The following is a 22,993-nucleotide window of genomic DNA, read 5'->3' as shown; positions in this document are numbered from 1 at the left end:
CGTAATTCTTTAATTCGATAGGAAAGGAAGGCCGAAATGGCACAGCAAGAGACCTTCGGAGATACCGCCTTCGAAGTTGAAATCATCGCCATGACGCAAGAACTGCTGACGAGCGGCGAAATCGAGCAAATCATCCGCCGCGAACTTCTGAAGGGCTTCGAAAGAGGGATAGAAAGCGCCTTCAAGTGGGGCAGCCTGAAGGATGCCATAGAAAAGAGAATCACCGACACGATGGTTCCCTACATCGAGAAGTACGACATGAGCCACCACCTGCTGAAGCTTGACGAAATCCTTGCCGAACTCGTGGAAACATCAGCCATCGACGGGCACAGGAAGCTGCTAGAGAACTTCCGAACAATCATGCGGGAACCCGAAAACCCCGTCATCACGCTGGAAGAGTTGTTCAAGAGGTACTGCCGCCATGTCGAAGAGGATGTGGACACCGACGATGAACCGACCTACGAGTACGTCACGGCGCTTGCAGACATAGTTCCCGATGACCGGCCGTGGCACTTCGATTCGAGTTACAAGACCGCCATGCTCTACCTGCACATCGAGGATTCGGAAGACCTGCACTACGCCATCAGGCTTTCGAAGTTCTCATGGGATGACGGATGGAGCCTGAACTACGAACTCGAACCGGCTATCCACCGCATGGCTTCCATGTCGCCCTTCGAAACCTACCTGACCGCCCTGTCGCACGGCCGCGTCCGGCTCGCCGACGAAAGCGGAAGCCTAGAAGAGAGCGTCCAGCACGACGCCCGGCCGGAAGCGACATGGGAATGAGCGCGAAGAGCAAGCGCCGCGCAGCCATGAAGCGCAAGGGCTGCACAGACAAGGTGCGCTACTCGAACCTCATGCAAGCCATGAACGCGGGCGTGAGAACAGGCTTGAACTGGTATCGGTGCCATTGGTGCAAGGGCTATCACCTGACAAGCCGGGACGTACCGAGAACAGCGTCTAAGAACCGCCAGTCATTTTCGAACGCCAAACATCCGCGCCCGAGCAGATACTCCGACAAGGAGCGGCGCGGCTACTGGAACTCACTGTAAGGAGAAACGACATGAACCCAACGGAACACAAGGTCTACATGTGCAGCGTGTGCGGCGAGTACTACCACGCGAAGAAACAGGCCGAGACCTGCTGCGTCGGCGAGAAGTGACCTGAATGCGGAGCGCAGCGAGACTACCAGTTCTCGCCGCTGTGCAACAAGTGCCGCCAGAAGGAACGCGACCGCTTCTATGCCGAGCAGCAGAAGGCGCGGTGGGAAGCTGCGCGCAAGGTTCCCCTTTCGCAGTACGACGGCCAAGAACTCTATTGCAACCTGAACGACTGCTACTACGCCACGACCGACTACGAAGAAATGGTAGACGCGCTCTTCGCGGAAGAAAACATATCCGCCCCGGAGTTCCCGGAAGGTGGCGTCTACGGGTGCTACGAGACCAAGCTGGGGCTTGTGCCCGAGCAGGTGGAAGCGCTCATGGAAGAGAGCGAATACGCCTACGAAGACTTCGAGTTGTCAGACGCCGCACGCTGCGACATCAAGGCGTTCTGCGAATCGTTCAACGAGAAATACGCCGAGACCGTGTACTTCCCCAACTGGTCGGTCGGCGTCGTGAAGGACTAGAGCCGAAAGGTAAGACCATGAGAGCAACCATAACGAATCCGCTTGCGGTGAAAGCAGCAGCCAACCTAGCGAACGGCGGCTATCCCTACTCCATCTTCCAAGTACGGCGCGAGGGCGCAAGCGCCAAGGTGTGCGGCATGAACGGCTACACCTCCATCGCCGTGACCGTGCCCGCGACGTTCGCCCGATGGCCTGATGGCAAGAGCCTTACGCTCGGCAAGGAATCGGTCAGGGCTATGATGCGCGGAATCAGCAAGAGCCTGAAGAGCGCGCAGAGCATCAGCTTCGAGACAGTCAAGGGAAGCGTCACCGTGTCCGTAGAAGCAGACGGCGCGACCGCGCAGACCAGCTTCGCGCTTGAAGCCGACGGCCTTGCGCGCAACAAGGCCGTGGAGAAGTTCAACTGGGAAGGCGTCTCGGCCGGGCAGGAACGCGAAGCGGAAGGCATCGCCGTGAACCCGTACTTCGTCAAGCTTGCAAGCCAAGCCATGGACACGCTGAAGACCGGCAAGTCCTGCGACTTCAAGCCATGCGGCGGCAGCGCCGCCCTGCGCATGGACATGAGCGCCGAAGAGGTGAGCGCATGCGCGCTCGTAGCGCCATTCGCGAGAAGGTACGCATAATGGCTCAGCCGTGGGCGGAATGGTTCTACAACTCGAAAGCATGGCGGCAAACCCGCAAAGCCTACGCTGCGACGCAACACGGGCTTTGCGAACGCTGCCGCGCTCGCGGCCTGATTGTGAAGGGCGACATCGTTCACCACAAGACGCACCTCACACCCGACAACATTACTGACACGGCCATTACACTGAACTTTACGAACCTTGAACTGCTCTGCATGGAGTGCCACAACGTCGAACACAACACGAAACCCAACATCAGAGCCGGTTTCGTGTTCGACGCCGACGGGAACATAGCCCCCCTATCTCAGGATTAGGGGGCTGGTTTTGGGCACCGTTGCTGGGAAGAAGAAAAAAGATAGATTCACGAATCTGGAAAAGGGGGTGGTCTTGCGTGGATTGCGCAGAGAACGCTATTCTTAGAAACTTTTGCACCCGTTTCGCGGCGGCTTCGCGCACAAGCGAAGCCGAGCCGCCCCGAAACGACGTCGTGGGCGGTGCAAGATGACCCGCGAGCAGACAGCAGAAGAGCGCGCGGCGCAGCGGCGCAAGGAAGCAGCCGCGAAGGCCGTGCGAACCCGTCGCATGAACGCGCTGAAGCGCAAGATGAAGGACATCTTGGCAACGCTTCCCGATGACCAGCGCTTCATCGCGTCGGAAATGGCCGACAACTACATCTTCCTTTCGGTGCGCGTCACCGAACTGCGCGAAGCGCTGGACAAGCAGCCGACGATAATCACCTACGACAACGGCGGCGGCCAGAAGGGGCTTCGCGAGAATCCGTATCTTGCGACGTACAACAAGCTGGTCACCCGCCATGCCGACCTGTGCATGAAGCTTGTCAAGCTGATACCCGGAGAAGCAGAGGATGTTCGAGACGAACTAGAGAAGTTCATAGGGCTGTAGCCATGAAGTACCAGCGCGACTTCCTGCGCTACTTCGAACAGGTGGAAGCGGGCGACATCGTTGTGTGCGACAAGGTTGCGCGCGCCACGATGCGCGCGCTAGACGAGATACGCAACCCCGCGAAGTGGCACTACGACGAAGCGATGGCGGCAAAGCACATCGACTTCATGGAGCGGTTCTGCATGACCGCCGTCGGCAGCGCCCCGAGACCCATCAGCTTCGAGCCGTTCCAGAAATCCATCATCGCGCATGCCTACGGCATGGTCGATGACGAGGGCATCCGCAAGTACTTCGAAGAACTGTGGATGATGGCGCGAAAGAACGGCAAGACCACCGTCGGGGCTGCGCTAGAGGTGGACGCCGCCTTCAACGACGGCGAGTACGCCCCTCACATCTACAACGCGGCGACCTCCAAAGACCAAGCGATGGAAAGCTACGAGCCGTGCTACAACATGCTGAAGCTTAACCCGCTGCTGTGGAAGAAGACCAACAAGCCCAAATCTAAAGACGTGGGCAAGATAGAACTCCCCTTCAACTTGGGGCGCATCGAGCGGCTTTCCGGCAGACCGAACTCCATGGACGGCTTCAACGTCCACTTCGCGCTCATAGACGAACTAGCCGCACACAAGACACGCGACATCTACGACCTGCTGAAGCAGGGCATATCGGCGCGCACCCAGCCGCTCATATGGTGCATCACGACAAACGGATTCGTGCGGCAGTCAATCTTCGACGCGCAGTACGATTACGCGAGCAAATGGCTCGACGGCCTTATCACCGATGACAGCTTCTTCGCATGGCTCTACGAATTGGACAGCCCCGAAGAGTGGGAAGACCCGGCATGCTGGATTAAGCCGAACCCCGGGCTTGGCACCATCAAGAAGGAGCGCTTCCTTCTTCAGAACGTGGAAAAGGCGAAGAACGACCCCGAGTACCGCCCCACCGTCATGGTGAAGGACTTCAACATGAAGGAGAACGCTTCTTCGGCATGGCTGTCGTGGCAGCACATCGCGAACCCCGAGCGATACGAGTTCGCCGACATGGGCTTCCGCTACGGAATAGCCGGCTTCGACGCGGCAGACAGCATCGACCTCACCGCCGCGTGCGTCTTCTGCATGAGACCCGGCGATGACAGGATTTACAAGCGAAGCATGTACTGGCTGCCGCAGACCGTCATAGACGAAGCGGCCGAGGGCGGAAGCCGCGCCGAGCGCGACGGCGTGCCCTACACGCAGTGGGTCAAGCGCGGCCTTATGCGCGCGGTGCCGGGGAACAAGGTGCCGAAGGGCGTGCTGCTCGAATGGCTCATAGAGCTGCGCGACGAAGAAGACCTGTACACCTACGCCATCGGCTACGACCCGTGGCATATAGACGATGCGACGAAGCACGACCTTGAAATGTTCGTGGGCAAGGACAACCTCATAGTGGTTCGGCAGGGGGCGCGAACGATGTCCGACCCCATGAAATCGTTCAAAGCAGACCTGAAGGCGAACCGCATAGTGAACAACGACCACCCCATCGACCAGTGGTGCCGCCTTAACGCCGCCGTGCGAACGGACGTGAACAACAACATCCAGCTGGACAAGAAGAACAACGACAAGCGCAACCGAATAGACGGAATGGTGGCCGAACTCTGCGCCTACATCGTGCTTCAGAACCGCTTCGCTGAGTACCAGAACATCATCTAGGGCAACGCCGACCGAAAACCCCTGACACGGTTCCTATGCTTTGGAGCATGGGAATTTTTGACGCGATATTCAAACCGAAGAAGAAGCCGCAGCGAGACGTTGACGGCTACTTCACCACGCTGACAAGCTACGCCCCGGCCTACACCGACTACAAGGGCGGCGTCTTCGAAATGGCGCTGACCCGCGCGGCGGTGAACGCGGTCGCCACGCAGTGCAGCAAGCTTCAGCCCATCGTGACCGGCTCGGCGAACCGCTCCATCGCCCGGGCGCTGGAATACCAGCCCAACCCGTGGCAGGACAGGACGAAGTTCCTGTACCGCTGCTGCGCCATCCTCGAAGCGAAGACCACGTGCTTCATCTTCCCGCTGCGCGACCAGTACGGGCGCATAACGGGGTACTTCCCCGCGCTTCCGACATCGGTTCGCCCCTACTCCGTCGCTGGCGAGTTGTGGTACGAACTCCGATTCGCGAGCGGCCAGACAGCGCTAGAGCCGTCCGAGAATGTGGGCGTCCTGACCAAGTTCCAGATGGAAAGCGACCTGTTCGGCGACGGCAACGAACCGATTGCCCCGACGATGAAGCTTATCGACGCGCAGAACCAGGCCATCAACAACGCGATAGAGAACAGCGCGCGCATCGAATGGCTGGTGCAGATTACCGGGCAGAACCGACCCGAAGACATCGCGAAGAAACGCGACCAGTTCGCCAAGGACAACCTCGCCGGCTCCAACAAGACCGGCGTCATGGCATACGACCAGACGTGGGGCCGCGTAGAGCCTATCGACCGCAAGCAGTACACCGTGGACGCTGCGCAGATGGAGATTATCGAGCGCAACGTGTACAGCTACTTCGGCGTCAACGAAGAGATTTTGCAGAACAAGTTCAACGAAGACGTGTGGAACGCCTTCTACGAATCGAAGATAGAGCCTTTCCAGCAGCAGCTTTCGCTCGTTCTCACGAACATGACCTACACCGAGCGAGAGCGGGCGCAGGGAAACGCAATCGCCTTCTTCAGTTCATCCATCGACTACATGAGCAACCAGACGAAGGCCGCGCTGTGCCAAGCCATGGCAGACCGTGGCGCTATGTGCGCCGACGAGTTCCGCGCGAAGTTCGGGCTGCCGCCCGTTCCGGGCGGTGCCGGTCAGCAGTTCGCCATCCGTGGCGAGTACATCCTGTCCGAGAACCTTGCCGCGCAGACCAAGGAAGCGGCGCAGGCCGCCGCAGAAGCGAACAAACAAAGCGACGAGAAGGAGAAGGGCGAAGATGCCAGTTAAGGAAAACAGGGTCTACAGGGCTTTCACCTCGCCGCTCGCGACCTCACCACAGGGCGAGCGCCGGAAGTTCTTCGACACAGACTACTACGTGGAGGGCTACGCGACCACGTTCAACCAGCCCTACGAACTCTGCTACGGAATCCGCGAGCAGATTGCGCCCGACGTGCTGGACGGCGCAGACCTGTCCGACGTGATTTTCCAGTACGACCATGAAGGCATGGTGTTCGCGCGCAACCGCGCCGGGAACCTGCACATCGCTTCCGACAGCCACGGCATCTTCGTCGCGGCAGACCTCGGGCGCACAGAAGACGCCCGGCGTCTCTACGAAGCCATCGCCGCCGGTCTCGTTGACCGCATGAGTTGGGCGTTCACGGTGGCGGAAGAGATATGGGACAACGACAACGACCTTCGAACCATCACGAAGGTGAAGAAGGTCTTCGACGTTTCGGCGGTGTCCATCCCCGCCAACGACGCTACGGCTATATCGGCACGTTCCTTTGCTGACGGAGTGATGGGGGAACGCAAGGCGCAGGAGTTGCGACGCCGAAGGCAAATAAAACTGAAGGCTCAGATTGCAAAGGAGACCACACTATGAGTTTTCGCGACGAACTGCGCGCCTTCTTCGCCGGCGCGCCCATCCAGAAGCGCACCGCCGACGAGTTGCGCAACATGCTGAAGCGCATCGCCGAGAACACCGACGATGCCGACGATGAAGCCCTGACCGAGTTCGAGAAGGGCACGGCGGACATCACCGCAGAGTTGAACGAGCGCGCCAACGCCGCCAACAACGGCCTTGCAGAGCGCCGCGCCGCCGTGCGCGCGTCCATCGACGCCGGAAGCGCCATCGTCCTTCCCGTCCCCGCCGAGAGCGCCGAGCCGCGCAGCTACGACGCTTCTTCCCCGGAGTACCGCGACGCATGGCTGCGCGAGATGGCGAGCGTCCCCGATGGTGGCCGCCGAAGCTACATGTTCGGCGAGCCTACGGCCGAGCAGCGCGCGGCCTACACGATGACCACCGCCAACAGCGGTGCCGTCGTGCCGACCGAAATCATGGACGAAATCGTGGAGTTGATGGAGGCGGACGCGCCCCTGTACGCCGATGCATACCACACCAACTTCGCGCACATCTGCGAAATCGTGCAGCACACCGGCATCACCGCCGGCGACGCCGCCGCAACCGACGAGGGCGCGGCCAACGATGACGAGCAGAACGCATGGAACACCATCACGCTGACGGGCGAGGAAATCAAGAAGCACGTTGACCTCACCCGCAAGATGGAGATTCAGTCCCTTGGCGCGTTCCGCACATGGCTCGTGCGCGAGATTGCAGACCGCATGAAGGTCGCCATCGAGAAGCTTTGCTACCAGCGCCTTGACGAGGGCACGGCCAAGGGCGCGAAGGCGGGCATCGCCGACGAGAACATCATCAGCGGAACGCTCACCGATGCAGAGGTGCGCCGCTGCTTCGGCCTTCTGAAGGGTCGCGGCGTGCGGTCGGTCTACGCCAACGAAGCGACCATCTGGAACGTCCTCGCCGGCATCACCACCGAGGACAACAAGAAGGCGTTCATCCCCTCTGCGATGGAAGACCCCATCGTCCAAGGCCGCATCTACGGTGCCGCCGCGAAGAAGGACGATACCTTGGCCGACGGCGTTATCTACTTCGGCTATCCGGCAGAACTTCAGGTGAACGACTTCGACCAGGTCAACATCATGGATGACGTGGACGTGAAGACCCGCAAGCACACCTACTCCGGCTATGCGCTCGTGGATGCCGGCCTTCGCAACCCGAAGGGCTTCGTGAAGTACACCCACACCGCCGCAGTCGCTGCGAGCGTGCAGGGCTAGGCCGATGTCCGAGGTCGCACAGACAGAGGGAACGGGCATGCGCGACGGGCTGCTTGGCAAAGCCAAGACAGCCCTTCGCCTGACCTCCGACGCCTTCGATGACGAGGTGGACGGGCTGTGCCGCGCAGCGCGCCACGACCTGATGCTTTCAGGCGTCATCGAGGGCAAGGCGAAATCCGACACCGACCCGCTCGTGGTCGAAGCCGTGATGACGTATTGCAAGGCGCGCTTCGGTCTGGACAACCCAGACAGCGATAAGTACTGGCAAAGCTACCTTGCGTGCGAGCGCGACATGCTCAACTCGCAAGAGTACACAGCGGAAGGAGCGAAGGGGCTATGACGGGCTTTTCCGACTGCGCTCACCTCGTGAAGTTCGCGTACTGCGAAGGCGACAACGGCCGAGAGGTCGCGAAAGCGCGCCGCCGGCGCGTCTTCGTGAACCCCTTCACGGTCTCAGCCGAAGCCTTCGACGTCGCAAACGCCGAGGGCTTCAGGACGCGCTGCGTGCTTCAGATGCGCGCATGCGACTACGAAGGGGAAGACACCATCGAGTACCACGCCGAGACGCTCACCATCACCGACGCCCAGCCTACCGGGCGCGGCGAAATGGTGCGGCTGACCTGCGCCCAGAAGGTGGCCGACGATGCCTAGCACCATCAGCCCCGACAGCTTGGCGTCATCCATGGCGCGCATAGTCAAAAGCTATGCAGCAGAAGAGCGCAAAGACGCCGGCGAAGCCGTGAAGAAGACGGCTCGAAAGACCGTCCAGCGCCTGAAGAAGACGTCTCCCAAGAAGAAGGGCGGCTATTCGAAGGGATGGCGCTCGAAGGTCGAAGAGGGCATCGGAGCCGGCTCTACGGCGGTCATCTACAACGCGAAGAAGCCCGGCTTGACGCATCTGCTCGAAAAGGGGCACGAGAAGCGCGACGGCGGGTTCGTGCGCGGAATCCCGCACATCGAACCGGCGTTCCGGCAAGCAGCCGAGGAACTGGAAAGGGACATGGGGATATGAGCGAGAAGAGCGTGTGCGACGCGCTGAAGAAGACGGGGTACCCCGTCAACCTCCTAGGTTCGCATGAGACGAGACTTCCGCGCATCTCCTACACCATGCCCGACGAGAACGTGCTGTACGCCGATGACGCCCGCTATGCGGCCTTCGACCAGTGCGAGGTTCGCCTTTACACCGACCGCTACCCCGACGCGGAAGCCGAAGCTTCCGTGGAGGAATGCCTAGAGAACGCGGGCTACGGCTCGTTCTCGAAGGCTCGAAACCCCATCAGCAGCGAACGGCTGCATGAGACCACATACACGTTCACCGACACGAAAGGAAGGACAGAAGATGTCGAAGAAGAAGAAAAGTAAGGGCGTGCGCTACGGCGTGCGCAACGTGCATGTCGCATGGTTCGATGAAGAGACCGAGCAGTACGACACCCCGCTAGCCCTTCCGGGCTGCCGCTCCATCAAGACCAGCCCCGAGGGCGACACCAAGAAGTGGTTCGCCGACGATACGGTCTACTACGTAGGCCGCGCGAACAACGGCTACACCGCCGACCTCGAAATGGCGAAGGTTGCGCTGGAAGTCATGGCAGCCGCTCAGGGCTGGGAACTCGACCCCGATACCGGCGTTCTGTACGAGGTCACAGACGGCGAAGAGGTGAACAAGCCCTTCGCGCTGCTCTACGAGGTGGAAGGCGACGTCACCAACACGCGCTTCTGCTACTACTACGTGACCATGGACAGGCCGGAGAACGAGTGGTCTACCACCGAAGACAGCGTGGAGCCGACCACCGAGACCGTCAGCGTGTCCATCGACCCGCTCGCATTCGGCGACAAGCACTACGTGAAGGCCATGTGCGAACTCACCGAGAAGAGCGCAGCGGTCTTCGACAGCTGGTTCAAGAAGGTTCACACCCCGCCCGCAGCCGCGATGCCGGATGCCGGCGGAAACGAGCAGGGCGCAGAAATCACCGAGGGTTAAAGGAGAAACGACGTGCGCAGCGTGCAAATCAACAAGAATGAGAGCGTGAGCATCCACGCATCCGCCATCACGTGCTACCTCTACGAAAAGGAGTTCGACGGCCGCGACATCGTGGATGACTTCGTGGCTATGGGCGAGGTGCCCAACTTCGGCGTGCTGCGCCGTTGCCTGTGGGCGATGATGAAGACGGCAAGCCCGGCGACGGTTCCGGGCTATGCCGCATGGATGAACTCCACAGCCGACATCGACTATCAGATGGAAGGCTGGATGGAGGGCGTCACGCGCGAGGTGAAAGACGCTTTTTTTCGAGGAGCCGCCGAAGCTTCCGAAGAGGAAGAGCAGCAGTAGCCCCGGTCAGGCGACGAAGCGCTACAAGTACCACGCGATGGTGCTAGGAGCGCTTTCCATGGGCTTTTCCATGGATGACCTCTACTGGATGTCGCTCGGCGAATTCCTGATTTTCTCGGCCATCACCGCAGAAGCCTACGAAGGCCGAGAGGATGACGGGTGCCGCGACGCGACCCAAGAAGACATCGAAGCAATGAAGAGGATGTGAGAGCATGGCGACGGCCTACAAGGGTCTGGTTATAGAGTTGGGAGCAGACACTTCCAAGCTGAAGAGCGCCATGCGCGAGGTCAACACCGCCGCAAAGGGAACGCAAACCGAACTGAACCAGATACGCAGCGCGCTGAAGTTCGACCCCGGCAACGTGAAGCTTCTTGCCCAGCAGACTGCGCAGCTTGGCAACCGCGTCGAAGAGACGAAGGACAAGCTGCGCGTCCTGAAGGCTCAGCTTGCGAGCATGGACGAATCCAAGGTCGGCACAGACGAGTGGGACAAGCTTCAGCGCGAAATCATCAAGACCGAGGGGCAGCTTGACAGCTACAAGCGCGCCCTGAAGCAATCCGAGCAGGCTCAGAAGGCAGCCCAGTCATCACTCGGGCAACTCGGGCACAAGCTGCAAGATGTCGCCGATGACTACAAAGAGGTCGGCGACAGCATGAAGAGCGTCGGAACCGGCATGACGGCCGGCATCACCGCGCCCGTCGCCGCAGCCGGGACGGCGGTCATGGCGACCGCCGTCCAGTTCGATGACGCCTTCGCGAAGATGAAGGCCGCCTGTCAGGGCAACGAAGAGCAAGCGAAAAAGCTTTTGGAGGTCGGCCGCAACCTCTACAACGGCGGCTGGGGCGAATCCGTGGAGCAGATTACCGACGCGCTCATAAAGACGCGGGCGGTGCTGCGCGACGTTTCCGACGAAGACTTGGAAATTGTCACGCAGTCGGCAATCATGCTCGAAGACACGTTCGGCTCGGACATGACCGAATCGGTGCGTGGAATCAACGTGCTGATGAAGAAGTTCGGGCTGTCCGCACAGGAAGCGTGCGACCTTCTGGTGGCGGGCACGCAGCGCGGTCTCGACTACACCGACGAGTTGGGCGACAACCTTTCGGAGTACGGCGGCCGCTGGGCTGAAGCCGGCATGTCCGCGAGCCAGTACTTCAGCCTTCTGGAAGCGGGCACCGCGTCCGGTGCCTACAACCTCGACAAGGTGGGCGACTTCCTGAACGAGTTCCTGACGTCGCTGTCAGACGGGCGCATGGAAGAGGGCATCGGGCAGTTCTCTAAGGGAACCCAAGAGGTCTTCAACTCGTTCCGCGAGGGAAAGGCGACCGCGCAGGATGTGCTTAACGCCGTCATCGGCGACATGCAGACGATGACCAGCGAAACAGACCGCGCGGCCATCGCTTCCACCCTGTGGTCATCGCTCGGCGAAGACAATGCAATGGGGATGATACTCGCGCTCGGCGGCGTGAACGACAGCTTCGCCGACGTCGCGGGAGCAGCGTCCGGCGCGGCGGATGCGATGTCCGAGAACTTGGGGTCGCGGGCGAAGAGCGCGCTTCGAGAGTTGCAGGACGCCTTCCAGCCCTTCGCGGAAAAGGGCGTCGAAGCGCTGAAGGGCGTCGCGGACATGGCAAAGGGCGTGGCCGACTGGTTCAGCGGGCTAGACCCCGCCGCCCAGAACGCTGTCTTGGGCATCGCCGCGTTCCTCGCGGCCATCGGCCCCGTGCTTGTCATAGTGGGAACCCTTCTCGGCTCGCTCCAAACCATAGGAACCGCCCTCGTGTCCCTCGGCGGCTTCTTCTCGGGCGCGGGCATAGCGGCCGGCGGCATGGGCGCATCGGTCGCGGCGATAGCCGCGCCCGTGGCGGCCGTCGTGGCCGTCATAGCGGCGGTCGCCGCTGCGGTGGTGTACCTCTGGAGCACCTCCGAGGGCTTCAGGAACACCGTCATCGGCGCATGGGATGCCATCAGCGCAAAGGTGCAGGAAATAGGGGCGTTCCTTCAGCCCTACGTCCAGCAGTTCATGGCAGTGGTGGAGCAGACCGTTTCGACGGTCATTCAGAACCTCATGCCCATAATCGACGGCATCTTGCAGTTCCTGATTACCGTCGCGGTGCCCGTCATCGAGAACATCCTAGAGGTGGTCGGAAACGTGCTGGGGGCGATACTCCAGACCGTCACTTCCATAATGCAGGGCGTGCAGCAGGTCATCGACGGCGTGCTTAACGTGATTAAGGGCATCTTCCAGACGGTTCTCGGCCTTATCCACGGCATCGTGACCGGCGACTTCACGCAGATGCAGAACGGCATTTCCACCATCATGAACGGCATTTCAAGCATCATATCCGGCGTGTGGAACGCCATCATGGGCGTGGTGTCGGGCGTGGTGAACACCATACTTTCGGTGGTACAGGGCGCGTGGAACAACATCACGGCCATAACGAGCGGCGTGTTCAACGGAATAAAGAACACCATCGACAACGTGATGGGCGGTGCTAAGAACATCGTGTCCGACGCGCTCGGGGCAATCGCGAACTTCTTTTCGAACTGCAAGCTTGAACTTCCGAAAATCAAGCTTCCCCACTTCAGCATCCAAGGAAGCTTCAGCCTGAACCCGCCATCCATCCCCCATATCGGCGTTGACTGGTACGCGAAGGGCGGCATCATCAACCGCCCTTCGGTCATCGGCGTGGGCGAAGCCGGCGCAGAAGCGGTCATGCCGCTTTCGAAGCTTCCCGAACTGATGGCCGAAGCGCTCTCCATGCTCGGCGGCGGCGCTGGTGGCGGCGCGACCGTGGTAGTGGAGAACATGAACGTGCGCAACGAGAGCGACGTTCGCGCCATGGCGCAGGAACTCTACCGGCTCGGCAACCGCGCAGCGCGAGCGAAGGGGCGTGTGTACGCATGATTTACAACAACTTCGACTTCTCGGGGTACTTCGTGGACGAAGACATCCGCGAGAGCATCCTTCCAGAGACGGTTCACACCGCGACCGACATCCCCGGTGCCGACGGCCAGCTTTTCCAGAGCGCGCGGCTCGGCACGCGGACAATCGAGATAGACGCCCGCGTCATCCGCCGCAACCGCCGCGAATTGAACGAGGTGCTTCCCTTCATCGCGCAGAAGCTGTACGCCCGCAAGCCCTCGCCGCTCTACACGCGGCTTCACAATGGCGAGTACTACAAGGCGCTCCTTTCGGGGACGGTTGACATCGAAAAGTGGCTGGGTACCGGCGGCTGCACCCTCACGTTCATCGCATACGACCCGGTGCGGTTCGCCGACGGCGAGCGCGCATCGTCGCTTGGCTACGCAGCCAGAGACGTGAACATCCTCGGCAACTATCCGGCGAATCCCGTCATCGAGGTGGACATCCCCGCACCTTGCAGCTACGTCGCCGTCTTAGACCTCACGACCGGCCTTCAGATTCGAAGCGAATACTCGTTCAAGGCCGGCAACCGCGTCGTGTTCGACTGCACCACCGGCACCGAAGCCATGAAGACGGCGCTCCTGTACGCCACGAAGGATTCGACCACGCCGTCGAAGCTTGCCGTGACGCCGCAGTCCCGCTGGTTCGAATTGGAGCCGGGCGTACACAGCATGCGCATCCTCGCGCCTTCATCGGCGGTGTCTGGGCGCATCCGCTACGTCGAAAGGCGGCTGTAGATGGTGGAACTGCTCATATACGACAGATGGGGCGCTCAGATAGGCGCTCTGTCCCCCATAACCTGCACGCGCGCAGAGGAAATCAACGGAGAGGACACGCTGACCTTCACGACGCCCGTGCGCTTGGAGAAGGGCGACCGCGCACTTTTCCAAGATGACAGCGGGGAATGGCACGAGCATGTGGTAACCGAAGCGGAAGAGTTGCGCGAGACCGCCGACGTGCTATGCACCTACGTCGCAGACAACAGCCTGTGCGAGACCATGGGCGACTATCTGGAAGACGTCCGCAACCAGAACATGACCGCCGCCGGAGCGCTCGCTAAGGCGCTCGCCGTGACGCGCTGGTCGCAAGGCTCCACCTCTTCGCTCGGCTCGAACTCGCAGAACTTCTACCACACCAACGCCCGGGCTGCCATCAACGCGGTGGCCGAGACGTGGGGCGGCGAGATAAAGACCGAAATCGGGGTGGGAACATCCGGCGTCACGTCGCGCAAGGTGGCAATCGTCTCTAGGCTCGGAACCGACAACCACCGCCGGTTCGAGTACAAGAAAGACCTCATATCCGTGAAGCGCCACGTGGAAGCCGAAAACGTGGTGACGGCGCTCTACGGCTACGGCGCAGGGCTTGCCGCGACCGACGATGAAGGCGAAGAGACCGGCGGCTTCTCACGGAAGCTGGCCTTCGGCGACGTCAACGGCGGAAAGAACTACGTTGCGGATAGCGCAGCGCTCGCCCGGTGGGGGCGTCCAGACGGCAAGGGCGGGAAGGCTCACGTGTTCGGAGAAGTGGAGTTCAGCGAATGCGAGGATGCCCGCGAACTGCTCGCGCTCACCAAGGCGGAACTGCCGAAGCGCACCCAGCCGCAGGTCTCATACGAAGCGACGGTGCAAGACCTCTTCGCTGCCGGCTACCCGTTCGAAGGCTTCCAGCTAGGCGATGACGTGCAGATTATCGACTGGTCTTTCGCGCCGGCGCTCGAACTGTCGGGGCGCATCCTCCGCATCGAGTGGAACTACCGCGACCCGTCTCAGACCGTCATCACGCTGGGCAACATAACGCCGGCGATAACCGAGCAGGTCAACCGCCAAGCTGCGGCATTGCAGACCCTGCGCGACCATGCGGGCGCATGGGATAAGGCGGCGACGGCAGACCAAAGCTACATCAACTCCGTGATTGGCGTCATCAACGACGTGATGAACGCCACGGGCGGCTACGTCTACATGGAGCCGGGCGAGGGCATAACGGTCTACGACAGGCCGGCTGACCAGAACCCGACCATGGCAATACAGCTGAAGGGCGCTGGCTTCCGTATCGCCAACAAGCGGGTGGGCAACACATGGCAGTGGCGCACGTTCGGGACGGGCGATGGATTCACGGCCGACGAAATCAACGCTGGCGTCATCCGGGGCGGCTCTAACTACTGGAACCTCGCCACCGGCGACCTGCTTTTCAAGCAAGGCCAGATAGCGGACACCGCAGGGCGCAACGTATGGAACCTCAACACCGGGTCGCTCACGACGCGCTACATGAAGGCGTACAGCATCGACGCCACGGGGAAGTTCTCGTGCGGGAGCGCCGCGCAGCTTCTGACCGTGCAAAGCGGGCAGATTCAGGGAAGCGAGAGCGGCGAGCAGTTCGCCTTCATAGACTTCAGCGGACACTCCTACAACATCGACACCGGCGCGCAGTACAAGGGAATGCAGATGCAAGCGAAGCACACCATCCGCATATCCACGCCCCAGATAGCCGTCTCTTCGTCAGCGGACACCACGGCGATGGCGACCATCACGAAGACCGGCGAGCAGCAGTACATATCCGAGATACACGACAACGGGAACGGAAGCATCGGATGGACGCGGCGCACGATGCGCTTCATCAACGGCTTCTGCACCGTGACGTAGGAAGGGGAACGCTTTGATAGTGGGAAGGCTCGAAAAGCTGGGCATCCAGTGGGGCATCGACACCGAAGAGCGCATGGAGCGCGCCGCCGAGCATGGCGCGTCCATCGTTGACATCGAGAACGATCGCGAGAAGGTGCTTTTCGACGGCAGCGCGTGGCTTGCTGAAAAGCCGATGTTCCAGCCCGAGGAAGACACTGTATATCTGGTCAAGAAGGAGTACGTGGACGAACGGATGAAGCTTCTTTTGAAGCTGATGGAAGAATCCTTCGCCCCAGCATTGGCGCTCATACCGGCGAAGTACAGGAGCGGCATCGAAGACACATTCGGCAAGCTGAAGGGACTGATAGACGATGGCGAAGATGAACGATAGCTGGTTTCTGCACCCCCTGACGCTCGACGCGGCAGACCAGCGCCCGCCCGAACTGCTCTTCGCCACCCCCGAAGACGCCCGAGGGCGCGGCATAGACCTCACAATCAGGAACGGCGGCGAGGTGGTGGACACCACCGGCTGCACCGTGCTTCTGGCTTGGCACAACCTGAACACGGGAGAGAAAAGCACGCGCAAGTTCGACGCCGTGGACGCCGCCAAAGGCCGCTGGAAATGCACCTACCCGACCTCCATGCAGAATCCCGGGCTTGTGAGAGCGCGCATAGTGGTCATGCTAGAGAGCGGAGAGACCATCACATCGAGCCGCGAGTTCGACATCAAGGTAGAGCATGTCATAGCCAACGACCTGAGCGAACAGGCGAAAGACGACCTGTCCGCATTCCAACAGGCGGCCTTGGAGTTGAACAAGCTGAACGACGATGTGAAGAAGGCAGAGGAAGCCCGCGTCGCCGCCGAGACCGCCCGGGCGAGCGCCGAGCGCAGCCGTGCTTCGGCCGAGACGGCGCGCAAAAGCGCCGAGACCGCCCGCGTCACGGCAGAGACATCCCGCGCCACGGCAGAGACAGCCCGTGCGAGCGCCGAGACCGCGCGCGTCGAAGCGGAGAAGGGACGCGCGACCGCGGAAGATGCCCGCGCCGAAGCGGAGAAGGAGCGCGTCATCGCCGAGGAAGGCCGCGTCGAAGCGGAGAAGGAGCGTGTATCGGAGTTCGCGCGATTGAAGGGAGAATCGGAGAGTGCGACCAGTGCGGCGAATGCCGCAGCAGAGCGCGCCAACACAGCGGCCACCAACGCAGAGACCGCCGCAGAGACGGCTTCGAGCCTTATCAACTCGGCCATAGGCTCCATCCCGCAGGGCGGCTTCACGGGCGGCGGTTCCGGCGCGGGCGACGCCGATTCGCTCGCGAAGATACTGCGCTCGGACTACGGGTGCTTCCACAGCGGCGGCACCATCTGGACGCAGCCCGAGCATGTGGAGTTCGAGGGAAGCAACTGCGTGCTTTCATGCGCCGAATACGACGAAGAGACGAAGACCATCACGCTAGGTTAGGAGAAAAGATGCCACAGGCGAACTACATCACCGACAAGCACGGGGCGAAGTGCGAGATTGCCGACACCACCGCCCGCGCGACCGCAGCCCTCGCGAAGCAGGAAGCCGAGTTCAACCGGCAGCTTGCGGCCAACATCTACCCCGGCCGCGACATCGCCACCATCGAAGCCCTTCAGGGCGAGTTGGACGAATACGGCAGCGTGCGCGCCCTGCTGAACGCCCGCGCCATGGCCGGCGACTTCCGCCACCTGCGACCGGGCGACTTCACCCAGATGACCCACACGTCGGGCAAGACATGGGAAGTGTGCATCGGGGAGTTCGACCCGTACTTCAACATGTCAGACCAGCCGCTTCCCCACCACATCGGCATGGTCTACCGCGAGGGCTGGACGTCGAACGTCCAGTGGAACACCACGAACAACAACAACGGCACGGCGGCCGAGCAGAACCCCTACCTCGCGTCGAACATCTACAAGTACATCAACTCGACGGTGCTTCCCGAGGTTCCGGCCGACTGGAAGGCGAACATGCTCGACTTCCGCACGCTCGCCGAGACGCGCTACCAGGCATCAGGCGCGCTCACGACGTCGCCGGGCTTTGCATGGAAGAGCAACGGCAAGCTGTTCCTCTTCAGCGAGACGGAAGTGTACGGCTCGCCCGCTTTCGGCACTCAGGGCTACTCGCAGGGCATGGACAGGCCATGGGCGTTCTTCAAGAACGTGGAGAACCGAGTGTGCAAGGTGAACGGCGAGCGCGTCACTTGGTGGCTGCGCGTGGTCATGGCGGGGTCTTCGGCGTATGTCTGCTGCGTCCACTCCACGGGCACTGCCCACTACGGTTCGGCTTCGGGTGCCGGCATCCGTCCGCGCTTCGGCTTCCTTCTAGGCGCTGAATAGCGCCGGCATGCCCTACACTGAGAACAGCGCCCGCCGTGCGCGGGCGCTTGTCTTTTCCCGCGAAGCGGGCGGCTCGATTTTTGATTTTCGGAAGGTATGCTATGACGGTTCACGAATCGAAGCGCAACGAATCGGAACTTGAGTTCTACGACAACGCGGTGGAGTTGCGCATCGCGGTATTGCGGCTCATGCGCTCGCCGGACGTCGTTCCCAAATCCTCGCGCTTCATGCTCGCCCTGCCGACGGCGGATGCGGCGCGCTCCATGGTGAACAACATCGTTCGTGGCATGGAGTTCTTCCCCAACAGCGAATCGAACGTGGAAGCGCGCAAGCGCTACTACACGCTCGCGATAGCCGATTGCCGAATCATCCAAGAGGACATCAAGTGCATGAAGCGTCTGCTCGGGAACGTCCGCGCTTCGGCGTTCGAAGAGGTCACGGCCATGATTGCCCGAGAGATAGACCTGCTGAAGCGAGCGCGAAAAAACGTGAGAGTTCGGGGGCAAGAGCAATAATGCCCGCGCTCTGCCCTATAATTGCCGGAGGTTGCATCTTGATTGTCGCGTCAATTGGTGGCTGCGCGTGGTCATGGCGGGGTCTTCGGCGAATGTCTGCTACGTCAACAACACGGGCAATGCCAACTACAATTCGGCTTCGAATGCCGGCATCCGTCCGCGCTTCGGATTCCTGCAACAAGGCCAGACCGAGTAGCCGGAAGGTGAAAGCCGTGCCAGTAAGGAAGGAAGATGCGACCATCGGCGCAAGCGCCGTGAATACGCACCCCGCGAGGGATGGCGGACGCTCCTTGCATGGCGTCGCATTGGCCGTTCTGCGGCGTTTCATGCCATCTTCTCATGCGGCTGTCCGAACGAGCCATTGCGAGCCGTGCGGGGTGCCCCTGTGAACTCGGAAGAGCGCAAGGCCGCCCGCCGCGCGCGCCGCGAAGCCGAGCGGGCACGCAAGCGCGAGCGGCGGCTTCGAGACTGCACGCTTGAGAACGTGGCCGACCTCGAAAACCTCTACGACGCCGCCATGAAGGCGAAGAAGGGCATCGCTTGGAAGGCATCGACCCAGCGCTACCACAAAGACCTGATGCTGAACCTGTCGAAGGCAAGAAGCGACCTCATGGAAGGCCGGGACATCCGGCGCGGCTTCCACCACTTCACGCTCTACGAGCGCGGGAAGCTGCGCGAAATATCGAGCGTCCACTTCTCCGAGCGCGTCATCCACAAATCGCTTTCCGTGAACGCCCTCGTTCCGGCAATAGCGCCCAGCTTCATACGCAACAACACCGCCAACACCAAAGGTCGCGGAACAGATGACGCGATAAAGCGACTGCGAAGAGACCTGACGCGCCATTTCAGGCGTCATGGACGCGAGGGGTACGTGCTGCTCATAGACTTCAGCAACTACTTCGGCTCAATAGCGCACGAGCAGCTGAAGCGGCAAGTGGCGCGCGCACTCGATGACGAGCGGCTGGTGCATCTCGCCTTCGACCTCATAGACGCTTGCGGCGACGTCGGGCTTGGGCTTGGCAGCGAGCCGAACCAGATATTCGCCGTCGGGTTCGCGTCGCCCTTAGACCACTACGTGACCGAAATGCTCGGCATCGACCTCTACGGCCGCTACATGGATGACATCTACTGCATCCATGAGAGCAAAGAGTACCTTCAGGTGGTTCAGCTGCTCATCGAGCGCAAGTGCGAAGAACTGGGCATTATGGTGAACCAGAAGAAGACGCACATCGTCAAAATTAGCCATGGCTTCACATGGCTGAAGAAGAAGTTCAGCATCACGGAAACGGGGAGAATCGTCATGCGCCCATGCCGTGAATCGGTCACGCGAATGCGTCGAAAGCTGAAGAAGCTGCGCCGCAAGGTCGCAGAAGGCAAGATGACGCGCGAACAGGCGCTGCGCTCCTACCAGTCGTGGCGCGGCAGCATAGTAAAGCTTGACGCCCACAGAACCCTTCTCGAAATGGACGCGCTGTGCAAGGCGCTGTTCGGCGACGATGCCGAAGACCTGCGGGGGGGGGGTCTCACCGCTGAGACCTTAGAGCGCATGGCGCTCGCCCTAGCGGCCTGACGGCCGAAAAACCCTGACACGCTTTCTATCCTTGGATTGTAGGACTTGGATAGAAAGGGCGTTCATGGACGAACAGCGAAACGAGAAACAGGCTCAAATCAACGGCCTGAAGAACCTGCTCGAACAGTCAGACCACGACATCTTAGAGGCCATCGAATCGGTCTTCGCGTGCGACAACCTGCTGGACGTCCCGCAGGTCATCATCGACGCCGGGAAATCCATCGCCGGCATCGTCAAGCAGCGCGTGGAGTGGCGCAAGGAGATTCGCCGCCTGACCGCCGAAATCGAAGCAGAGAAAGACGCCTAGATGGAAGTGCTGCTTCAGAACCCGGAAGCATTCCGGGAAATGGGCTTCTTCTGGACGTTCGTCCTCGTCATCATCGCGGCATGCGTCTACTTCGCGCCGATTATCAAGCAGTGGCTGAAGACACGCATCGAAGGCCAGAAGCGCACCGACCAGATTATCGAGAACTGCACTGCGGCCATAAACAACAACTCCGAAGCCCTGCGGAACAACTCCGAAGCCCTGCGCGACAACCTCGCAGACCGCGACAAGATGGTCGCCATCATCCGCGAGCATGACCGCGCGAGCGACTTGCGCTTTCAGGAGCAGAACGCTTCTTTGAGCCGGATAGAGCATGAAATCCACCGATAGAAAGGAAGGGAAATGGAAGACATCGAGAAGGTAGAGGTAAGCGCAGACGTCACCGCCACGGTAGAGGGAACGAGCCTGAAGCCGACGGGTGCCACGCTTGCGCGCACAGTCGCGTTCGCGCTCGTTTGGCTGAACCAGCTGTTCGCGTTCATGGGAGCGCCGACGCTCGACCTCGACCCCGAGGGGGTATACGCGGCCGTCAGCACGCTGGTCACGTTCGTTGTGACCTCCATCACCTACTGGAAGAACAACAGCTTCACACCGGGCGCGCTTCTGGGCGACGCCGTGATGAAGGCGTTCAACTCCGATGAAGACCAGTAAGCACTACGTCACCGTATCGCGCGGGCGGGCTGTAGCCCTGCCCGCGTTCGCATTCCTTCTTTCCCTAGCATGCGTCGGCTTCGCTGCCTTCACCGTTCAAGAAAGCACCAAGCCGGCGCAGGAAAGCAGATTCGAGACCTTGACGCTGGAAGTGAACGACATCCCCCGCGAAGAGGGGCAGAGAGCGATTCACGCCGGTTGGATTATGCCGCTCTACCTTCAGGATGACATTCAATGGTCGCACATCGACTACGCCGAGGGAACCATCGGCGATAGCGGCTGCGGCCTGTCATGCGCAGCGATGGCGATAGAGTACCTAACAGGCCAGATTGTGACGCCGCTCGACCTCGAAGCCATCGTCGGAAGCACATGCACCGTCTACGGCGTTAACGACATGGCGCGCTTCGGTGCCTACATGTCGGAAGCATACGGTCTTCGAATCTCCGAAATCTACTACGACCTAGACCGCGCCCTGTCGGAAGTCACATCTTCGAGCGTCGTGTTCGCGGGCGTTCGGGGCGAGTTGTGGGAGCGGGCATACGGCGGCCACATCGTCTGCATCTGGAAGACCGATGGGGACAGCGTATACATCCGAGACCCTGCTTCCGGCGCGAACTCGCAGCACCGCTTCACCGTAGAAGAGTTGCGCGGCACCGAATGGCTCTACTTCTACACGACATCGAAAGGGGAAGGCCGATGAAGGGCATCGACATATCGAACTGGCAGAACGGCATCAACCTTTCAGCTGTTCCTTGCGACTTCGTAATCATCAAGGCAACGCAGGGCACGTCCTACGTCTCACCTGACTTCCACCGCCAAATCGAACAGGCTTTGAGCCTTGGAAAATACGTGGGCGTCTACCACTACATCGGCGGTCAAGGCGCGAAGAGCGAAGCCGAGCATTTCGTGAAGACCGTCAAGCCGTACCTGAAGCGCGTCTTGCTCTGCCTTGATTGGGAGAAGGAGCAGAACAGCAAGTTCGGCAACACCGCATACCTCGAACAGGTAGCGCGAGCAGTCATCGACATGACCGGCGTCCGCCCGCTCGACTATGCGAGCCTTTCGGGCTTCCCTTGGGATGTTGCGAGAAAGCAGAACTGCGGCACGTGGGTCGCGCAGTACGCCGACATGAACGCCACGGGCTACCAAGACAGCCCGTGGAACGAGAGCGCCTACAGCTGCACGATTCGCCAGTATTCGAGCAAGGGGCGGCTTTCCGGCTGGGGCGGAGACCTAGACCTGAACAAGGCCTACATCACAGGCCAGCAGTGGATGAAATACGCTTGCCCTGACGGCGGCACACCCGAGCAAGCCCCAACGCCAACACCAGCCGACACCTCGCTTGCAAACATGGACGTGACCGACATCGTGGCCGACGTCATGCGCGGAAAGTATGGCGATGACGAAGAGCGCAAGGCCGCGCTCGGCGCTCGCTACGACGAGGTGCAAGCGCTCATTAACCATATCGACCGAGCCGACGCCGCGACGCTTGCCGACGAGGTGTGGGCTGGCGATTACGGAAACGGCTCGAAGCGCAAAGCGATACTTGGCAGACGCTACGAAGAGGTGCGCGCGATTGTGAACGCCGGCGGCTCCACGGGTCGCATCTACACCGTCGTGTCGGGCGACACGCTGTCGGGCATCGGCCAGAAGCTGGGCATCAAGTGGCAGACCATAGCGTCGAAGAACGGCATTTCAAGCCCCTACACCATCTATCCGGGGCAACGTCTCACCTACTAGAA

Annotated in this window: 30 protein-coding genes; all 30 read left to right on the top strand. The window is 60.9% G+C overall.

What is annotated here, in order from left to right:
• The first annotated feature begins 36 nt into the window (after nt 1-36).
• The 30 genes from ACW4LP_RS09370 (at nt 37) to ACW4LP_RS09225 (ending at nt 22,991) form a co-directional block, all read left to right on the top strand.
• Nucleotides 37-786, top strand: coding sequence for a hypothetical protein (locus ACW4LP_RS09370; RefSeq protein WP_451918134.1), 750 nt, complete (start codon nt 37-39; stop codon nt 784-786).
• Nucleotides 787-1,363: 577 nt separating this feature from the next.
• Nucleotides 1,364-1,627, top strand: coding sequence for a hypothetical protein (locus ACW4LP_RS09365; RefSeq protein WP_451918132.1), 264 nt, complete (start codon nt 1,364-1,366; stop codon nt 1,625-1,627).
• 17 nt (nt 1,628-1,644) lie between these two features.
• Nucleotides 1,645-2,250: a hypothetical protein gene (locus tag ACW4LP_RS09360; RefSeq protein ID WP_451917242.1), complete on the top strand. Its 606-nt coding sequence runs from the start codon at nt 1,645-1,647 to the stop codon at nt 2,248-2,250.
• Nucleotides 2,250-2,564, top strand: a complete 315-nt coding sequence (locus ACW4LP_RS09355) for an HNH endonuclease (protein WP_305296641.1) — start codon at nt 2,250-2,252, stop codon at nt 2,562-2,564. The genes ACW4LP_RS09360 and ACW4LP_RS09355 overlap by 1 nt, the downstream gene beginning before the upstream one ends.
• Before the next feature lie 187 nt (nt 2,565-2,751).
• Entirely contained in the window at nt 2,752-3,153 is a 402-nt protein-coding gene (locus ACW4LP_RS09350) for a hypothetical protein (protein ID WP_452039534.1), read from the top strand.
• A gap of 2 nt (nt 3,154-3,155) precedes the next feature.
• Entirely contained in the window at nt 3,156-4,841 is a 1,686-nt protein-coding gene (locus tag ACW4LP_RS09345) for a terminase large subunit (RefSeq protein WP_451917241.1), read from the top strand.
• A 47-nt stretch (nt 4,842-4,888) separates the two neighbouring features.
• The gene (locus ACW4LP_RS09340; protein WP_455803749.1) at nt 4,889-6,118 is read left to right on the top strand and encodes a phage portal protein; all 1,230 of its coding nucleotides are present in this window, start codon (nt 4,889-4,891) and stop codon (nt 6,116-6,118) included.
• The gene (locus ACW4LP_RS09335) at nt 6,108-6,713 is read left to right on the top strand and encodes an HK97 family phage prohead protease (protein ID WP_305296637.1); all 606 of its coding nucleotides are present in this window, start codon (nt 6,108-6,110) and stop codon (nt 6,711-6,713) included. Before ACW4LP_RS09340 ends, ACW4LP_RS09335 begins: the two co-directional genes overlap by 11 nt.
• Complete coding sequence (locus ACW4LP_RS09330; RefSeq protein ID WP_451917238.1) at nt 6,710-7,966, top strand: phage major capsid protein; 1,257 nt, start codon at nt 6,710-6,712, stop codon at nt 7,964-7,966. The genes ACW4LP_RS09335 and ACW4LP_RS09330 overlap by 4 nt, the downstream gene beginning before the upstream one ends.
• A 37-nt stretch (nt 7,967-8,003) precedes the next feature.
• Nucleotides 8,004-8,306 carry a phage head-tail connector protein gene (locus tag ACW4LP_RS09325; RefSeq protein ID WP_451917237.1) on the top strand — a complete coding sequence of 101 codons (303 nt, stop codon included), beginning with the start codon at nt 8,004-8,006 and terminating at the stop codon, nt 8,304-8,306.
• Nucleotides 8,303-8,617, top strand: coding sequence for a hypothetical protein (locus ACW4LP_RS09320; RefSeq protein WP_305296634.1), 315 nt, complete (start codon nt 8,303-8,305; stop codon nt 8,615-8,617). The genes ACW4LP_RS09325 and ACW4LP_RS09320 overlap by 4 nt, the downstream gene beginning before the upstream one ends.
• On the top strand, nt 8,610-8,978 hold the full coding sequence (locus ACW4LP_RS09315) for an HK97 gp10 family phage protein (RefSeq protein WP_451917236.1): 369 nt from the start codon (nt 8,610-8,612) through the stop codon (nt 8,976-8,978). The genes ACW4LP_RS09320 and ACW4LP_RS09315 overlap by 8 nt, the downstream gene beginning before the upstream one ends.
• Entirely contained in the window at nt 8,975-9,328 is a 354-nt protein-coding gene (locus ACW4LP_RS09310; RefSeq protein WP_451917235.1) for a hypothetical protein, read from the top strand. Before ACW4LP_RS09315 ends, ACW4LP_RS09310 begins: the two co-directional genes overlap by 4 nt.
• On the top strand, nt 9,306-9,944 hold the full coding sequence (locus ACW4LP_RS09305; RefSeq protein ID WP_451918129.1) for a major tail protein: 639 nt from the start codon (nt 9,306-9,308) through the stop codon (nt 9,942-9,944). Before ACW4LP_RS09310 ends, ACW4LP_RS09305 begins: the two co-directional genes overlap by 23 nt.
• Before the next feature lie 12 nt (nt 9,945-9,956).
• Nucleotides 9,957-10,292, top strand: a complete 336-nt coding sequence (locus tag ACW4LP_RS09300) for a hypothetical protein (protein ID WP_305296629.1) — start codon at nt 9,957-9,959, stop codon at nt 10,290-10,292.
• Nucleotides 10,293-10,350: 58 nt separating this feature from the next.
• Nucleotides 10,351-10,500: a hypothetical protein gene (locus tag ACW4LP_RS09295; protein WP_451917234.1), complete on the top strand. Its 150-nt coding sequence runs from the start codon at nt 10,351-10,353 to the stop codon at nt 10,498-10,500.
• 4 nt (nt 10,501-10,504) lie between these two features.
• Nucleotides 10,505-13,201, top strand: coding sequence for a phage tail tape measure protein (locus tag ACW4LP_RS09290; protein WP_451917233.1), 2,697 nt, complete (start codon nt 10,505-10,507; stop codon nt 13,199-13,201).
• Nucleotides 13,198-13,956 (top strand): distal tail protein Dit, encoded by a 759-nt coding sequence (locus ACW4LP_RS09285; protein ID WP_451918128.1) that lies wholly within the window; start codon nt 13,198-13,200, stop codon nt 13,954-13,956. The genes ACW4LP_RS09290 and ACW4LP_RS09285 overlap by 4 nt, the downstream gene beginning before the upstream one ends.
• Complete coding sequence (locus ACW4LP_RS09280; RefSeq protein WP_455803748.1) at nt 13,957-15,858, top strand: phage tail spike protein; 1,902 nt, start codon at nt 13,957-13,959, stop codon at nt 15,856-15,858. It abuts the gene before it with no gap.
• 19 nt (nt 15,859-15,877) lie between these two features.
• Nucleotides 15,878-16,228 carry a hypothetical protein gene (locus ACW4LP_RS09275; protein ID WP_451917230.1) on the top strand — a complete coding sequence of 117 codons (351 nt, stop codon included), beginning with the start codon at nt 15,878-15,880 and terminating at the stop codon, nt 16,226-16,228.
• On the top strand, nt 16,209-17,294 hold the full coding sequence (locus tag ACW4LP_RS09270; protein ID WP_451917229.1) for a BppU family phage baseplate upper protein: 1,086 nt from the start codon (nt 16,209-16,211) through the stop codon (nt 17,292-17,294). The genes ACW4LP_RS09275 and ACW4LP_RS09270 overlap by 20 nt, the downstream gene beginning before the upstream one ends.
• Nucleotides 17,295-17,302: 8 nt before the next feature.
• Nucleotides 17,303-18,190 (top strand): DUF6273 domain-containing protein, encoded by an 888-nt coding sequence (locus ACW4LP_RS09265; protein WP_455803747.1) that lies wholly within the window; start codon nt 17,303-17,305, stop codon nt 18,188-18,190.
• Nucleotides 18,191-18,291: 101 nt separating this feature from the next.
• On the top strand, nt 18,292-18,705 hold the full coding sequence (locus ACW4LP_RS09260) for a hypothetical protein (RefSeq protein ID WP_451917227.1): 414 nt from the start codon (nt 18,292-18,294) through the stop codon (nt 18,703-18,705).
• A gap of 31 nt (nt 18,706-18,736) precedes the next feature.
• On the top strand, nt 18,737-18,901 hold the full coding sequence (locus ACW4LP_RS09255; RefSeq protein ID WP_451918124.1) for a DUF6273 domain-containing protein: 165 nt from the start codon (nt 18,737-18,739) through the stop codon (nt 18,899-18,901).
• 174 nt (nt 18,902-19,075) lie between these two features.
• Complete coding sequence (locus ACW4LP_RS09250; RefSeq protein WP_455803746.1) at nt 19,076-20,275, top strand: RNA-directed DNA polymerase; 1,200 nt, start codon at nt 19,076-19,078, stop codon at nt 20,273-20,275.
• A 64-nt stretch (nt 20,276-20,339) separates the two neighbouring features.
• Complete coding sequence (locus tag ACW4LP_RS09245; protein ID WP_305296619.1) at nt 20,340-20,582, top strand: hypothetical protein; 243 nt, start codon at nt 20,340-20,342, stop codon at nt 20,580-20,582.
• Nucleotides 20,583-20,930, top strand: a complete 348-nt coding sequence (locus tag ACW4LP_RS09240) for a hypothetical protein (protein ID WP_451917224.1) — start codon at nt 20,583-20,585, stop codon at nt 20,928-20,930. It abuts the gene before it with no gap.
• Between the two features lie 12 nt (nt 20,931-20,942).
• A complete protein-coding gene (locus ACW4LP_RS09235; protein WP_305296617.1) occupies nt 20,943-21,251 on the top strand; it encodes a phage holin in 309 nt (102 codons plus the stop codon).
• Nucleotides 21,238-21,951, top strand: coding sequence for a C39 family peptidase (locus ACW4LP_RS09230; RefSeq protein ID WP_451918122.1), 714 nt, complete (start codon nt 21,238-21,240; stop codon nt 21,949-21,951). Before ACW4LP_RS09235 ends, ACW4LP_RS09230 begins: the two co-directional genes overlap by 14 nt.
• Nucleotides 21,948-22,991 carry a LysM peptidoglycan-binding domain-containing protein gene (locus ACW4LP_RS09225; RefSeq protein WP_451917222.1) on the top strand — a complete coding sequence of 348 codons (1,044 nt, stop codon included), beginning with the start codon at nt 21,948-21,950 and terminating at the stop codon, nt 22,989-22,991. The genes ACW4LP_RS09230 and ACW4LP_RS09225 overlap by 4 nt, the downstream gene beginning before the upstream one ends.
• Nucleotides 22,992-22,993: the final 2 nt, after the last annotated feature.

Source organism: Adlercreutzia sp. CNCM I-6215, assembly GCF_977072315.1.
Note: the sequence above shows the minus strand (reverse complement) of the source record. Positions and strands in the feature narration are given on the sequence as shown.